This window comes from Lihuaxuella thermophila (genome assembly GCF_900110165.1).
Taxonomy (GTDB): Bacteria; Bacillota; Bacilli; order Thermoactinomycetales; family Thermoactinomycetaceae; genus Lihuaxuella; species Lihuaxuella thermophila.
In genome coordinates this window covers 175,679-190,588 of record NZ_FOCQ01000003.1, presented here as the reverse complement: position 1 = coordinate 190,588, position 14,910 = coordinate 175,679, and the positions used below count along the sequence as shown (strand labels likewise).

Annotated in this window: 13 protein-coding genes and 1 pseudogene; 10 read left to right on the top strand and 4 right to left on the bottom strand. The window is 49.6% G+C overall.

What is annotated here, in order from left to right:
* Positions 1–75: 75 nt before the first annotated feature.
* Complete coding sequence (locus tag BMW55_RS04480) at positions 76–996, bottom strand: proline dehydrogenase family protein (RefSeq protein ID WP_089965759.1); 921 nt, start codon at positions 994–996, stop codon at positions 76–78.
* A 178-nt stretch (positions 997–1,174) separates the two neighbouring features.
* Here BMW55_RS04480 and pruA point away from each other — a divergent pair, with 178 nt between their 5' ends.
* The 7 genes and pseudogenes from pruA to BMW55_RS19805 form a co-directional block, all read left to right on the top strand.
* Positions 1,175–2,719, top strand: coding sequence for an L-glutamate gamma-semialdehyde dehydrogenase (pruA, locus tag BMW55_RS04475; protein ID WP_425283815.1), 1,545 nt, complete (start codon positions 1,175–1,177; stop codon positions 2,717–2,719).
* 328 nt (positions 2,720–3,047) lie between these two features.
* A complete protein-coding gene (locus BMW55_RS04470) occupies positions 3,048–3,776 on the top strand; it encodes an amino acid ABC transporter ATP-binding protein (protein ID WP_089965757.1) in 729 nt (242 codons plus the stop codon).
* A gap of 18 nt (positions 3,777–3,794) precedes the next feature.
* Positions 3,795–4,652 carry a transporter substrate-binding domain-containing protein gene (locus BMW55_RS04465; RefSeq protein WP_089965755.1) on the top strand — a complete coding sequence of 286 codons (858 nt, stop codon included), beginning with the start codon at positions 3,795–3,797 and terminating at the stop codon, positions 4,650–4,652.
* An 80-nt stretch (positions 4,653–4,732) separates the two neighbouring features.
* Positions 4,733–5,389 (top strand): amino acid ABC transporter permease, encoded by a 657-nt coding sequence (locus BMW55_RS04460; protein ID WP_089965753.1) that lies wholly within the window; start codon positions 4,733–4,735, stop codon positions 5,387–5,389.
* Between the two features lie 13 nt (positions 5,390–5,402).
* Positions 5,403–6,056, top strand: a complete 654-nt coding sequence (locus tag BMW55_RS04455; protein ID WP_089965751.1) for an amino acid ABC transporter permease — start codon at positions 5,403–5,405, stop codon at positions 6,054–6,056.
* Positions 6,057–6,338: 282 nt separating this feature from the next.
* Complete coding sequence (uptA, locus tag BMW55_RS04445; RefSeq protein ID WP_244527446.1) at positions 6,339–6,890, top strand: undecaprenyl phosphate transporter UptA; 552 nt, start codon at positions 6,339–6,341, stop codon at positions 6,888–6,890.
* Positions 6,891–6,958: 68 nt separating this feature from the next.
* Positions 6,959–7,123, top strand: a pseudogene (locus BMW55_RS19805) (twin-arginine translocase TatA/TatE family subunit); the annotation flags it as partial.
* A gap of 121 nt (positions 7,124–7,244) precedes the next feature.
* Here the strand turns inward: BMW55_RS19805 and BMW55_RS04435 are convergent.
* From BMW55_RS04435 to BMW55_RS04425, 3 genes are all read right to left on the bottom strand, one after another.
* A complete protein-coding gene (locus BMW55_RS04435) occupies positions 7,245–7,460 on the bottom strand; it encodes a YbdD/YjiX family protein (protein WP_089965747.1) in 216 nt (71 codons plus the stop codon).
* An 18-nt stretch (positions 7,461–7,478) separates the two neighbouring features.
* Entirely contained in the window at positions 7,479–9,536 is a 2,058-nt protein-coding gene (locus BMW55_RS04430) for a carbon starvation CstA family protein (protein WP_089965745.1), read from the bottom strand.
* A gap of 176 nt (positions 9,537–9,712) precedes the next feature.
* Positions 9,713–11,350, bottom strand: coding sequence for a peptide ABC transporter substrate-binding protein (locus BMW55_RS04425; RefSeq protein WP_089965744.1), 1,638 nt, complete (start codon positions 11,348–11,350; stop codon positions 9,713–9,715).
* Between the two features lie 291 nt (positions 11,351–11,641).
* Between BMW55_RS04425 and gatC the strand changes: the two genes are divergently transcribed.
* From gatC to gatB, 3 genes are read left to right on the top strand one after another with little or no spacing between them, the layout of a single operon-like run.
* The gene (gatC, locus tag BMW55_RS04415) at positions 11,642–11,932 is read left to right on the top strand and encodes an Asp-tRNA(Asn)/Glu-tRNA(Gln) amidotransferase subunit GatC (protein ID WP_280139738.1); all 291 of its coding nucleotides are present in this window, start codon (positions 11,642–11,644) and stop codon (positions 11,930–11,932) included.
* Positions 11,933–11,943: 11 nt separating this feature from the next.
* On the top strand, positions 11,944–13,413 hold the full coding sequence (gatA, locus tag BMW55_RS04410; RefSeq protein WP_089965738.1) for an Asp-tRNA(Asn)/Glu-tRNA(Gln) amidotransferase subunit GatA: 1,470 nt from the start codon (positions 11,944–11,946) through the stop codon (positions 13,411–13,413).
* Positions 13,406–14,839 carry an Asp-tRNA(Asn)/Glu-tRNA(Gln) amidotransferase subunit GatB gene (gene gatB, locus BMW55_RS04405; RefSeq protein ID WP_089965736.1) on the top strand — a complete coding sequence of 478 codons (1,434 nt, stop codon included), beginning with the start codon at positions 13,406–13,408 and terminating at the stop codon, positions 14,837–14,839. The genes gatA and gatB overlap by 8 nt, the downstream gene beginning before the upstream one ends.
* The last annotated feature ends 71 nt before the right edge of the window (positions 14,840–14,910 follow it).

Genomic DNA, 14,910 nt, shown 5'->3' with positions numbered 1-14,910 from the left:
AATTGCTAAATTGTGAGTAGTCAGTAAAGGGAAGGGAAAAAGAGGAAGGAACCCTCGGTTTGAGAGATGTCCTTTCTATTTTTGGAACAAGTTTTTTATTACGAAAAGCGCATTGGCCGGGCGTTCGGCGATGCGTCGCGTAAAATACGAATACCAGTCTTTTCCGTAAGGAGTATACACACGCACCTTGTACCCTTCGCTGACCAATTTTTTCTGAAGGCCGCTCCTGACTCCGAACAACATCTGGAATTCATACAGGTTGTTTGGAATCTGGTTTTCCTTCAACCAGGTTTTCAAATGGTCAATGATTTGTTCATCATGGGTGGCGATGGCGGTATAGGACCCGTTGTTCAGGTGCATTTTCACCAGCTTCACATAGTTTTCATCCACGTCTTTTTTGTCAGGGAAAGCCACTTCCGGCGGCTCTTTGTACGCCCCTTTGACAATCCGCAAATTGATTTTCCTTTTGCCCAGTTCGGCCACATCGCCATGTGAACGGTACAGATAGGATTGAATGACTAAACCGATATGCTCTTTTCCGTACCTTTCCACGAGTGTGTTGAAAATGTCGATCGTCATCTGGACCCGGGGGGAATCTTCCATATCGATGCGGACAAAATTATTCATTTCTTTCGCTTTGGACGTAATCCGGTCCATGTTTTCCAAACAGAAGTCAGGGTCAATATCGAGGCCCAATTGGGTCAGTTTGACGGAAACATTGGAACGGACTCCGTGCTTTTCGATCGCGTCATAGATATCGATGACGGCTTGTGTGGCCGCCAGTGCGTCCTCACGATTGGAAACACTTTCCCCCAAATGGTCCAACGTCACCAAAAGCCCCTCAGCATTCAATTTTTTGACGGCTTCGATGGCTTCGTCCAGCGTTTCTCCCGCGACGAAACGGGAAGCCCCCAACTTCATTCCGTACTTGGACACCAAGGCCGTGACAAGGCGGTTTCCCGCGACAGACAAGACTGCTTTCCGGGATAAAGACATGGCTTGTTCACCCGCTTTTTTATTAAGGGTTTAAAAAAATCGTATTCATTATACGTATGACAAGAAAAATAAACAATAGGTACAGGGAGCGATTGAAGTCGGCCCACAGAGTGCGTTACAATGGCTGAGGGTGAACATACCCGAGGTAGCCAATGAAACCAAACAGGGGGGAATCGTCGTGATCGAATTCAGAAACGAGCCTTTTACCGATTTTTCGAAGGAAGAAAACCGCCTTGCTTTTGAAGCGGCTCTCTCCAAAGTAAAATCGGAGCTGGGCAAAGAATATGACATCATCATCGGTGGCAAGCACATCAAAACGGACCGCAAAGTGAAGTCGATCAACCCGTCCAATTTGGACGAAGTGATCGGAATCATCTCTGAAGCGGATACCGACCTGGCTGAACAAGCGATGCAAACGGCGATCGAGACGTTTGCAACCTGGAAAAAAGTTGATCCGGCGGCACGTGCCCGCGTTTTATTCAAAGCGGCAGCCATTCTGCGCCGCAGAAAACATGAATTTTCCGCTTGGATGGTGCTGGAAGCCGGTAAAAGCTGGCCGGAAGCGGATGCAGATACCGCTGAAGCGATCGACTTCATGGAATTTTACGGCCGTGAAATGATCCGTTTGAGCGAACGCCAACCGCTTACCCGGATTCCGGGCGAGGATAACAACCTGACCTACATCCCGCTCGGTGTGGGTGTCGTGATTCCTCCGTGGAACTTCCCGCTCGCGATCATGGTGGGAATGACCACCTCCGCCATTGTTGCAGGAAACACGGTCGTGCTCAAGCCGGCAACCCCGACCAATGTCATCGCGGCGAAATTCATGGAAATCCTGAAAGATGCCGGCCTTCCGGATGGGGTGGTCAACTACGTGCCCGGCCCGGGTGCTGAAGTGGGCGAATACCTGGTAAAACATCCGTTCACCCGCTTTATTTCCTTTACCGGATCTCGTGAAGTGGGGCTCCGCATCAACGAGTTGGCAGCGAAAACAGCTCCGGGACAGAAGTGGATCAAACGCGTGGTCGCGGAAATGGGCGGAAAAGACTCCATCATCGTGGACGAGGATGCGGATCTCGACCTGGCTGCAGATGCCATCGTCAAATCGGCTTTCGGTTTCTCCGGACAAAAATGCTCGGCATGCTCCCGTGCCATTGTCCATCAAAATGTATATGATGAAGTGCTGAACAAAGTGGTGGCCAAAACCAAGGAACTGAAAGTGGGCGAAGCCAAGACGCTGGGCATCGACCTCGGGCCGGTGATCGATGATAAAGCCTATAATAAAATCCTCGAGTACATCGAAATCGGCAAACAAGAAGGGCGCTTGATGACCGGCGGAGGCAAAGCGGAAGGAAACGGATACTTTATCCAACCGACCATCTTTGCCGATGTGGATCCGAAGGCGCGCATCGCTCAGGAAGAAATCTTCGGACCTGTCCTGGCGTTTATCAAAGCGAAAGATTTTGATCATGCTCTTGAAATCGCTAACAACACGGAGTTTGGACTCACCGGATCGGTCATTTGCCGCGACCGCTTGAAGTTGGAAAAAGCGCGTGAAGAATTCTTCGTGGGTAACCTCTACTTCAACCGCAAATGTACGGGTGCATTGGTCGGCGTTCATCCGTTTGGCGGTTTCAACATGTCCGGAACCGACTCCAAAGCAGGCGGACGCGATTATCTCTTGCTCTTCACCCAGGCCAAACTGGTGTCCGAGCAACTGTAAAACTGCAAAAACAACGGGATTGAGACGGGCTCTCGTCCTGTTGTTTTTTTTATTTCATTAATATGCGCCCCCCGTTCATGGTTGCTTTATACAATGAAAGCGGACGCGAAACAGGTTTACAAGCTAAGGGAAGAGGGAATAGCCACTCTAAAATTACTATAAATAATATTTGCATTCATCCGGGATTACATAATCGGACACAAACATAGAAAACTTGACATTTTTTTAACATAAATATATATTCAATTTAGGATTATTATTGTAATATTTTGTGATGATCTTTTAAAAAGTAACTGTTTTCGGAAAATTTTGTTAGGGGGGGATCAGAATAATCCGCTTTTCGAATGTGAACAAATGGTTTGGGGATTTCCAGGTACTAAAAAATATCAACCTGGAAATTAAAGCAGGGGAAGTCGTCGTGATTCTCGGTCCCAGCGGATCCGGCAAAAGCACGCTGCTTCGCTGCATCAACAAATTGGAAACCATTTCAGAAGGGGAACTGGTCGTTGACGGCTTTAAAGTGAATGACCCCAAAACCAATATTAACCTCCTGCGTCAGGAAATCGGCATGGTCTTCCAGCATTTTAATCTCTATCCGCACAAAACCGTGCTGGAAAATATCACATTAGCTCCGATAAAAGTACGGAAAATGAATCCGGAAGAAGCCAAAAAAATCGCGCTTGAATACCTCAAAAAAGTAGGCATTCCGGAAAAAGCGGATGCTTACCCGTCTCAGCTGTCCGGGGGGCAGCAGCAGCGGGTGGCGATTGCCAGAGGACTCGCCATGAAACCGAAAATCATGCTGTTCGACGAACCTACGTCCGCGCTGGATCCGGAGATGATCGGGGAAGTGCTGGATGTCATGAGGACGCTGGCCAAAGAAGGGATGACCATGGTGGTCGTCACCCACGAAATGGGCTTTGCCCGTGAGGTGGCTGACCGGATCATCTTCATGGATGAGGGGCAAATCATGGAAACCGGGACACCGGAAGAGTTTTTCAACAATCCGAAAGAAGAACGCACCCGACAATTTTTGAGCAGAATTCTCAAACATTAACACGTGGGAGGGAATGGGATGAAATGGAAGAAATGGCTGGCCTTGTCTGTGGCGCTCCTGATGGCTTTGATGGTTGCCGCCTGCGGCTCTTCCGCTGATCAGGGAAATGGGGACCAACAAGCAGCCAGTGCCGTGGAAGCGATTAAAAAGCGCGGAAAATTGGTAGTGGGAGTCAAATATGACACCTATCTCTTCGGTTACAAAGACCCGGCGGACAATCAGGTGAAGGGATTTGAAATTGACCTGATGAAAGAACTCGCCAAACGGATGCTGGGTGACGAGAACAAGATCGAGTTAAAAGAAGTGAACTCCAAAACCCGCATTAAACTCTTAAAAGGCGGAGACATTGACTTGATCTGTGCCACGATGACCATCACGGAAAAGCGAAAAGAAGAGATCGATTTCTCACGTGTTTACTTCATGGCCGGTCAATCTCTGCTCGTTCACAAGGATAGCCCCATCAAAGACGTGAAAGATACAGCCGGCAAGAGAGTGGCCACGGCGAAAGGAGCCACCAGCGGTAAAAACATCCAGGCCGTCGTCCCGAATGTGGATCTCAAACTCTATGAAAACTATGCCGATGCCTTTACCGCATTGCGCGCGGGGCAAGTGGACGCCTTAACCACCGATGACAGTATTCTGATGGGGATGCAGCAACAAGATCCCAATTATAAGCTGGTTGGCGAGCACTTCACCCAGGAGCCGTACGGAATCGGTGTAGATAAAAAGAACAAAGATCTGTTGGAGTATGTCAACAAATTCCTGGATGACATCATGAAAGACGGTACGTACGATACGCTCTACAAAAAATGGTTCAAGAAAGACCCGCCGAAAGACCTTCCGAAAGATGCCGTGCAAAAATCTCCGACAACTTAATAGTCTGGCGAAGGATGGGCTTTCACATATCGTAAAGCCCATCTTTTTCTAAGCGGTACATTGGTGAAAGGAATGATGGCATGTTTGACTTCGGTTTTCTTGAAGGCTATGAACAGGATTTTATCGACGGATTCTTGACGACGATCGGAGTCAGTCTGTTTGCGCTGGTGCTGAGTTTGGCTCTCGGAACGGTGATTGCTGTCTTTCGCATTTCCGGCGTGAAACCCCTCGAATGGTTCGGTACTGCTTATGTTGAGTTTTTCCGCAATACTCCGCTGGTGATCCAAGTATTTTTCTTCTATGTCGGCCTTCCTGCACTCGGGATCAAACTGTCTGCATTTTTAGTGGGTTCGTTCGGCTTGTCCATTTATACGAGTTCTTATATCGCCGAAGCCATCCGGGCCGGCATTCAATCGGTGCCGAAAGGGCAGATGGAAGCGGCCCGTTCGTCCGGACTGACCTATATTCAGGCCATGCAGTATGTGATTTTGCCGCAGGCGTTTAAGCTGATTGTTCCACCTCTGGGCAACCAGTTTATCAACCTGGTCAAGAACTCTTCGGTTCTGGCGGTGATCGCCGGGGGGGACTTGCTGTATGCGGCCGATGTGGCGGGAACGGAGCAGGATATCACTCCCATTTATATCTTTGTCGCCGTTTTATATCTTCTGTTGACGATTCCGCTCAGCTTGGGAGTGAACTATTTGGAACGCCGTTGGTCAAAAGCGGGTACGCGTTAAGGAGGGAAGCGATTTGGATTTTTCGGTCGTTTTTAATGAAGCGCATCTCAAATTTTTATGGGATGGTTTGCTGGTGACCTTGGAAGTGGCTGCGGCCGCGATTGTCCTGAGTTTCATCCTGGGAATCATCCTGGGAACCCTTCGCTATACCAGGTTGCCGGTGATTTCTCATCTGGCCACCTTATATATAGAGGTGATTCGCAATCTGCCGCTGCTCTTAATCATTTTCTTCGGCTGGTTTGGGTTAAAAGAGTGGGGAGTTGAATTGCCGATCACCATGTCCGTGATTCTCAGCATGACGGTATTCACTTCGGCACTCGTCGCCGAGATCGTGCGCAGCGGTTTGAATTCAGTGGATCGAGGGCAGATTGAAGCTGCTCGTTCACAAGGCTTCACTTATCTACAAACCTTGAACTATATCATTATGCCTCAGGCATTAAAACGGATGATTCCTCCTTTGGTCAGCCAATTTGTGGCGCTCATTAAAGATACGGCATTAGCGGTGGCGATCACCTTGCCGGAACTTACCCATAATGCGCAGATCATTTACAATAAATATCCGGTTGCTGCTATTCCGATGCTTCTGTTTGTCGCACTGATCTACTTTGTCATTAACTACAGTTTATCCCTGGCAAGCCGCCGTCTTGAGAAAAAATTGGCAGGTTGATCGGATATAAAAAGATCCGGCATCGGGAGCGGTCAGAACGGTTCCCCGTGATCCGGGGTTTTGCATGACGAACATAAAATGCCGCGTTTGATTTTACATCTGCGCGGTTCTTTTTTTTTGTTTTTTTCTAATAGAATATTTGTGTACAGGATGGAAATAAGTGGGGATGGGACCGCGAGTTTCATTATGATCGAAGTTGTCAAATACTGATAAGGCAGGTAGGGCTGCAACATGAATGATGTTATTGACTCTTTTCTCGAATGGCTCGCAGAACTCTGATACCTGGGGATTGCGCTCGGACTGATGGTGGAGGTGATTCCCAGCGAAATAGTCTTGTCCTACGGTGGTTATCTGATCGCGAATCAACAAATCACTTTTGCCGGAGCGGTGATCGCCGGCACGATCGGGGGAGTGCTCGCCCAACTGTTCTTGTACTGGGCAGGATATTACGGCGGCAGGTCATTTTTGGAAAAATACGGAAAGGATGTCCTGATTCGTGAAAAACATCTCGATGTCGCCGAAGAATGGTTTAACCGCTATGGGACGGGAGTCATCTTTGGGGCGCGTTTTATTCCCGTGGTCCGCCATGCGATCTCCATTCCGGCAGGGATTGCCAAAATGTCATTCATCCGCTTTACCACGCTGACGACGACATGGTCGATTTTTTTCCTTTATTTGGGCATGGGGCTCGGGGATAACTGGAAACAGATGAAAGAAGCGGCTTCTCCATACATCACGGACATCGGCATCGTTGCTGGTGCTCTTCTGTTGTTATACTTGCTGATCCAATGGTACAAAAAGAGAAATGCAAGAAATGGTTTTTGGCATCATTAACAATTCCTCATCAAATTCGTAGTATAATATCTGATAAATAGGTGTCCCTTACAAAGGGGGGAAATGGATTGAACATCGGAGGAATGGAATGGATTCTTATTTTTATCGTCGCTTTGATCTTGTTCGGCCCGAAAAAATTGCCGGAACTGGGACGGGCTGTGGGTAAGTCCATTCGGGAGTTTAAAAATGCCACCAGCGGCATCTTGAGCGATGATGAGGAGAAAAGACAGGAACCTGCCCGGGCGGCACAATCGGAAGTCAAAAAAGAACCTCCGGCTGCCCAAACAAACCTGACAAACAAAGATGCTTAACAGGTTTAGGATAGAAAAAGGATGTCCAATCGGACATCCTTTTTTAGCAACATCGGCGAATCGTCCCCCCGCCGTATTTTTCATCAATGGCTTGGCGGTGAAATTCCGCTTCGCTCAAAGGCTTTTCGCCGGGGTGGTGTTTGTGGAAATGTTCGAGATATCTTTCATAATTGGGAACTCCGGCTATTTCATTCAGATAATCGGCGATCAGCCGGAACGGTTTTTTCCAGCGAGGGCAAAGCGTGTTTTTTTCGCTCATCAGTCACCCTCCATTGATTCAGGCTTTGTGTGGAATATAGGCCGATTCGCGTAACGGGAGTTTTTCATGTTTCACCAGGATTTTATACCAGACGCGGGCTGCATCGATGATGATCAGAGCCACCAGGATCATAAAAATGGCGGTGAGAACGGCATCGATTTGATTGTTGAGAACGATGCGTTCCATCTCTTCCATCGACTTGGCCGGACCGAGGATCTGGCCTTTATTGATGGCATCCTGGTATTTCTCCGCAGCCGCCAGGAAGCCGATGGATGCTTTTTCATGGAACAGCTTTTGCCATCCGGCGGTCATGGTTACCGTGGTCAGCCAGACAAGCGGGACAAAGGTGATCCATGAGTAGACCGCTTTACCCATCTTGATCAGGATGGTGGTACCGACGACCAATGCTACGACAGCCAGCATTTGGTTGGCAATTCCGAACAGGGGCCATAAGGTGTTAATCCCGCCCAGCGGATCAATCACCCCTTGGTAGAGGAAATATCCCCATCCGGCCACGATGGCGCCACTGGCCAGGATATTGGCCGGATACCATTCGGTCTGACCCAGCTTTGGTGAAAACCGCCCGAGCAAATCTTGCAGGATGAAGCGTCCTACCCGCGTTCCGGCATCGATGGTGGTCAGGATGAAAACGGCTTCAAACAAGATGGCGAAGTGGTACCAGAAGGCCATTAACGCTTCGCTGGTGAAACTGGAGAATATAAAGGCCATTCCGACCGCGAGCGTCGGTGCGCCTCCTGTACGGGAAAGAATGGTGGATTCGCCGATCGATTTCGCCCAGTTGGTCAGCTCTTCCGGCGTGATGGTAAAGCCCATCTTGGAAACAGCGGCAGCCGCGCTTGCCACATCGGTTCCAAGCACCGCAGCCGGGCTGTTCATCGCAAAATAGACACCCGGGGTCAATACGCAAGCGGAGATCAAGGCCATAATACCAACAAAAGATTCCGTCAACATTCCGCCGTAACCGATCATACGCGCATGGGATTCACGGGCGATCATTTTCGGCGTGGTTCCGGACGAGACAAGCGCGTGGAAGCCGGAAATCGCGCCGCAGGCGATCGTGATGAAGACGAACGGGAACAGATTGCCGGAAAATACGGGACCTGTTCCATCAATAAATTTGGTGAGAGCAGGCATTTTCAGGTCGGGCATCACGAACACAATACCGAGCGCCAAAGCGAAAATGGTACCGATTTTCAGAAAGGTGCTGAGATAATCGCGCGGCGCCAGGAGCAGCCAAACCGGAATGACAGAAGCGACAAAACCGTAAATAATCATCAACCAGGCAATGGTGGTTCCTTCCAGGGTGAACAACGGTCCAAGGGTCGGATGTTCGGCAACGTATTGGCCCGCGATCAGGGAAAGAAGCAAAAGGGCAAAGCCGATCAGCGATGTTTCCAACACTTTCCCCGGTCGGATATAACGCATGTAAATCCCCATGAAAAGGGCGATGGGAATGGTCATGGCGATGGTAAACATGCCCCACGGGCTGTGAGCGAGCGCTTTCACAACTACGAGCGCCAACACCGCGAGCAGAATGATCATAATTCCAAGAATGGCAAAGAGAGCGGTGAAACCTCCCACCGGTCCGATCTCTTCCCTGGCCATGTCACCGAGGGATTTACCGTTCCGGCGCATGGAACCAAACAGGATGATGAAGTCCTGGACAGCACCTCCCAGTACAACGCCGACAACAATCCACAGCGTACCCGGAAGATACCCCATCTGTGCGGCCAGGATCGGGCCGACGAGCGGACCTGCCCCTGCGATCGCGGCAAAGTGGTGGCCAAATAACACCCACTTGTTGGTGGGGACAAAGTCTTTTCCGTCGTTGATCACTTCAGCGGGAGTCTTCCTGTTGTCATCCAATTCAAACACTTTTCGGGCCATAAAGCGGCTGTAAAAACGATAACCGATCGCATAAGTACACGTTGCCGCCGTCAGGAGCCAGAGGGCATTCACCGTTTCACCGCGCTTCAGGGCCAAAATGGCAAAACCCGCGGCTCCGAGAGCGGAAATCGCCGCCCAGATCAAATAAGAAAGCCAGCGCTTCTTCATTGAATCATCCTTTCCACTGAAAAATATGAATAGATATATCTATAATTATACTCGAATTAAGTCATTATTTGGACACAAAAAAGTTGGAAAACTGTTGAAATGGCTCTAATTTAAATGAAATTGAAATGAAAAAAGACAGGCCCGTCCTACAGAGCCTGCCGTCCCGGCCATCCTCATCATTCCTTCTTATCGCTGATATAGGCCCATTTCAGCGTATAATCAGGACCGTAAGGATGCCTGTACAAGTTTTTGACATACGGTTTTTGCAAATAAGCGGAACCGATATAAAAGAGGGGAATGATCGCGGCTTCCCGTTGATCGGAAATCAGTGTTCTCTCTGCCTGGATGAGCAAGGCCAGCTTCTCTCTTTCTGCGGGAGACTGCTGGGCATGATTGATCAGCCGGTCATAATGGGGGTTTTTATGTTCCATGTGATTGAGCGGGTTTTTGGAAACCCATACGGAGAGAAAATTGAACGGATCGTTGAAATCCCCCCGCCAGCGGGACAAAACCATGTCAAATTGACCGGTATTTTCCATTTTGAATTTGATCTTGGAGGGAGGGGAGTTGAGCTTTATTTCCAATCCCAAATTGTCCTTCAATTGCTTTTTAATGGAGATGGCGATTTTCCTGCGTGAATCGTCATAGCTTAACAGCTGCAATCCTTTTGGCGGTTTGGATAAGCCGAGTTCTTTTAATCCCTTTTGAAAATATGCTCTCGCCTTTCTCACATCAGGGGTGACAATTTCTCCCCCTGACATTTGACGGAAAGAGCGTGTACCCATCCCGGTGATGGTTGGCGGAACCAGTGAACCTGCAGGTTTGGAGCCGTCTTTTAATATTTCGTCGGTGATGACGGAACGGTTGATCGCGAGGGTGATCGCCCGGCGAATATTGGCGTTCTTAAAAAATTTGTTTTTCTGATTGAGGAGGAGATACTGGATTCTGGCTGTTTCAATATACAGATAGTCGGGAGACTGTTTAAATCCTTCAGCAAACTCTTGATCCAACCTGGCCATGTCCGATTGGTTGGTATTGTACATACGGATTTCCGTAGCCGTATCCTTTACAAAGTGGATGTCTATTTGTTTGAGCCGGACGTTGTCCCGGTCCCAATAGTTTGCGTTTTTGACCAGCATCATTTTTTGCGGGGAAATCTTTGTAACCGTAAAAGGTCCGCTGTAGGCAACGGTTTCCGGTTTTTTGCCGTAATGATTTTTTAACTTCTCCACGAACTCTTTTCGCTGCGGTTGGAAAACGGGCAGGGTGAGCATGCTCAAAAAGTTAAGGGTGGGCTTTTTCAGCCTCACTTCCAATGTTTTGTCATCCCTGGCTGTGACACCTACCTGATCTGCCGGAACTTTATTATTGTGATAGGCTTCAGCACCTGCGATGCAAAAGAGAATGTTGGATTTCTGCGCTTTGAGTTCGGGATCCAGCACCCTCTTCCATGCGTATTCAAAATCTTGCGCGCGGATCGGCTGACCGTCGTTCCATTTGATTCCTTCCCGCAGCCTGAATGTGTACACCTTTCGGTCCACACTGATTTTTACACTTTCCGCCAGACCGTAAATGGGACGATGATCTTTGCCCATTCTCATCAACCCTTCTCCCACATTATTTAATATGTTGAAAGAAGTGGTGTCTGTGGCAGTGGCGCTGTCGAGATTGACAAAATTGACGGGTTCAGTCAATCTCAGTATCTGCTTGTCGTCATTTTTTGCCGCGTTTAATTGGGAGGTGATTTCGAAACAAGCGACAACCAAAGCAAATGCCAACAATCCGATCAACAGAACCTTCCATTTTTTGCTCAAAGAAATCTCTCCTAACTCTACTTTAGTAAATATATGGCAATTTCAATTATAAATATTCCAATTATTGTTGCAAGATTAAATCCAAGGAAAACAGAGCAGAGTGGATCTGCTTGATCAGGAAATGGAGCCCGGGAGCGGAGAGAGGCTATTCTTCCAATCTTTGTGTCGTCAAAGGAATGTCAACAGCGACCGCAGGAAATCTCTTTCTTTTGTGCTATACTGTGATAAGACTGGATTGGGCAAACTGATGCTATTGATGATGACGGATCTGTTGCAGCGGAGGTGAACATGATGTCAATCTCGAGAGAAGAAGTGCAAAAAGTAGCCTTTCTGGCCCGCTTAAAGTTGACGGAACAGGAAGCGGACCAGTTTACCGGCCAATTAAATGACATCCTTCAATTTGCGGAGAAATTGAACGAGCTGGATACGGACCAGGTGGAGCCGACGAGCCATGTACTGCCGATGGCCAACGTGATGCGGGAAGATGAAGTGAAGCCCTCTGTGTCCGGGGAAAAAGCTTTATCCAACGCGCCGGATCAGCAGGATGGCATGTTCCGTGTACCAGCTGTATTTGAAGAATAAGGGGGAGTACCATGTCGCTTCTACGTGAATCGTTAACAGAGATACATAAGCGTCTTGCCAACCGTGAACTTTCTGCGCGCGACCTGGTAGAAGAATCTCTCAGCCAAATTGAGAAAGTAGACGGAAAAATACGCGCCTTTTTGACAGTGGATGCCGAAGGGGCGAGAAAACGCGCAGACGAATTGGATCAGACCCTGCAGGGTTCTGAGCGGAGGGGCCTGCTGGCGGCCCTCCCGGCGGGAATCAAAGATAACATTTGTACCGAAGGGCTCACCACCACTTGTGCGAGCCGGCTGCTGGCCAATTATCGCCCGATCTACAACGCAACGGTGGTGGAAAAGCTGGCGGAATCCGAAGCGGTAACCATCGGGAAAATGAATATGGATGAATTTGCCATGGGTTCCTCGACGGAAAACTCCGGCTTTCATCTCACCTACAATCCGTGGGACCTGGAACGTGTGCCGGGCGGCTCCAGCGGTGGTTCGGCCGCGGCGGTGGCAGCAGGGGAGGTTTACTTTGCGCTCGGTTCGGATACCGGGGGATCCATCCGCCAGCCTGCCGCGTTTTGTGGCGTTGTCGGGTTAAAGCCGACGTACGGGCGTGTTTCCCGTTACGGTTTGGTCGCGTTTGCCTCCTCCCTGGATCAAATCGGGCCGCTCACCAAAAATGTGGAGGATGCGGCTTATGTGTTGCAGGTCCTGGCCGGACATGACCCGAAAGACTCCACTTCCGCCCGTGTGGAAGTGCCGGATTATCTGTCGGCGCTGACCGGGGATGTGAAGGGCTTGCGCGTGGCCGTCCCGAAAGAGATGATGGGGGAAGGCATTGAGCCCGGCGTGCGTGAACGGGTAAAGGAGGCGCTTCTCAAGCTGGAGCAAATGGGGGCCGTTGTCGAAGAAGTCTCTCTCACTCACGCCGATTATGCCGTAGCCACTTATTATCTGATCGCTCCGGCGGAAGCCTCTTCCAACCTGGCCCGCTATGACGGTGTCCGCTATGGTGTCCGCAAGGAAGGGGAAAATCTCGTTGACATGTTTCTGGAAACGCGCAGCCAGGGCTTCGGGGCCGAGGTGAAGCGGCGGATTATGCTCGGAACTTATGCCCTGAGCTCCGGATACTATGATGCTTACTACTTAAAAGCGCAAAAAATGCGCACCCTCATCCGCAGGGACTTTGAAAACATCTTTGCCGCCTATGATGTGGTCATCGGGCCGACGACGCCGACGACCGCCTTCAAGATCGGTGAAAAAGTGGACGATCCCCTTACCATGTATGCCAACGACATTTGTACGATTCCGGTCAACCTGGCAGGTTTGCCTGCGATCAGCGTTCCCTGCGGTTTGGCGGACGGTTTGCCCGTCGGGCTGCAAATCATCGGTAAGGCTTTTGATGAAGCTACCATTTTGCGCGTCGCTCATGCTTTTGAGCAGGAAACGGAGCGTTTGCCATTTCCGGAGATGGGAGGTTCCGCAGATGAGTAAGTACGAAACAGTGATCGGATTAGAAGTTCACGTCGAGTTATCCACCAAAAGCAAGATCTTCTGCGGTTGTTCCACAGCGTTCGGCGCTCCTCCCAACACCCATACCTGTCCGGTCTGCCTTGGCCATCCGGGAGTTCTGCCAGTCCTCAACCGCGAAGCGGTCAACTATGCCATGAAAGCGGCAATGGCTTTGAATTGTGAGATCGCTGAATACAGCAAATTTGACAGGAAAAACTATTTTTACCCTGATTTACCCAAAGCCTATCAAATCTCGCAATATGATCAACCCATCGGTCAAAACGGATGGATTGAAATTGAAGTGGACGGTAAGAAAAAGCGGATCGGCATCACACGTGTCCATTTGGAAGAAGATGCCGGGAAACTGAATCATATTGAAGGCGGAAAAGCTTCGCTGGTCGACTATAACCGTGTCGGAGTTCCGCTCATCGAAATCGTTTCAGAGCCGGATTTACGTTCCCCTGCAGAAGCAAAAGCCTATTTGGAAAAGCTGAAGACCATCATCCAATACACCGGTGTTTCCGATGTGAAGATGGAAGAAGGGTCCTTGCGCTGCGATGCCAACATCAGTCTGCGTCCGGCGGGTTCCACCACTTTGGGAACCAAAACGGAGCTAAAGAACCTCAACTCCTTCCGCAACGTAGAAAAAGCGTTGGAGTATGAACAACAACGCCAGGCGGAGCTTCTCGATCGCGGGGAAGAAATTGTGCAGCAAACCTTGCGCTGGCTGGAAGACGAAAACCGCACCAAATTGATGCGTACCAAAGAAGAAGCTCACGATTATCGCTATTTCCCGGAGCCTGATCTGGTTCGTCTCCATATTGACGAGGCATGGAAAGAGGAGATCCGCGCCTCCATTCCGGAACTGCCCGATGCGCGCAAGGAAAGATATACGCGCGAGTACGGCTTGTCCGATTATGATGCCGGCATTCTCATCTCTTCCAGAAGCATTGCCGATTTCTTCGATCAAACCGTGGCCCGGGAGGCTGATCCCAAGCTCGCCTCCAACTGGATTACCAGCGACTTGTTGGGCTACCTCAATGCGGAAGGAAAAGAGATCGAAGAAATCAAGGTCACACCCCGGCATCTGGCCGAGTTGATCCAACTGATCCAAAAAGGGACCATCAGCAGCAAAATCGCCAAACAAGTGTTCAAAGAGATGCTGGACAGCGGAAAAGAGCCGGGTAAGATTGTGGAAGAACAGGGCCTGGTGCAAATCAGCGATGAAGGGCAGTTAAAAGAAGAAGTGGCCAAAGTGGTGGCCGCCAACCCGCAGTCGGTCGAAGACTTTAAGAACGGAAAAGACCGGGCACTCGGCTTTTTAGTCGGACAAGTGATGAAAGCAACCAAAGGAAAAGCCAATCCACAACTTGTGAACAAGCTGATCCGCGAGCATATTGGCAAATAGCAAGATGTAAGCAAAACGGCTCGTCCCTTGGGGGCGGGCTCCTTTTTAGCAGAAAAGAACCACTGGAGGAG

What these genes read in the sequence shown, in the direction of transcription:
- BMW55_RS04480 (WP_089965759.1), bottom strand. Translation starts at nt 996, where the DNA reads ATGTCTTTATCCCGGAAAGCAGTCTTGTCTGTCGCGGGAAACCGCCTT.
- BMW55_RS04465 (WP_089965755.1), top strand. Translation starts at nt 3,795, where the DNA reads ATGAAATGGAAGAAATGGCTGGCCTTGTCTGTGGCGCTCCTGATGGCT.
- BMW55_RS04460 (WP_089965753.1), top strand. Translation starts at nt 4,733, where the DNA reads ATGTTTGACTTCGGTTTTCTTGAAGGCTATGAACAGGATTTTATCGAC.
- BMW55_RS04435 (WP_089965747.1), bottom strand. Translation starts at nt 7,460, where the DNA reads ATGAGCGAAAAAAACACGCTTTGCCCTCGCTGGAAAAAACCGTTCCGG.
- BMW55_RS04430 (WP_089965745.1), bottom strand. Translation starts at nt 9,536, where the DNA reads ATGAAGAAGCGCTGGCTTTCTTATTTGATCTGGGCGGCGATTTCCGCT.
- gatC (WP_280139738.1), top strand. Translation starts at nt 11,642, where the DNA reads ATGTCAATCTCGAGAGAAGAAGTGCAAAAAGTAGCCTTTCTGGCCCGC.
- gatA (WP_089965738.1), top strand. Translation starts at nt 11,944, where the DNA reads ATGTCGCTTCTACGTGAATCGTTAACAGAGATACATAAGCGTCTTGCC.
- gatB (WP_089965736.1), top strand. Translation starts at nt 13,406, where the DNA reads ATGAGTAAGTACGAAACAGTGATCGGATTAGAAGTTCACGTCGAGTTA.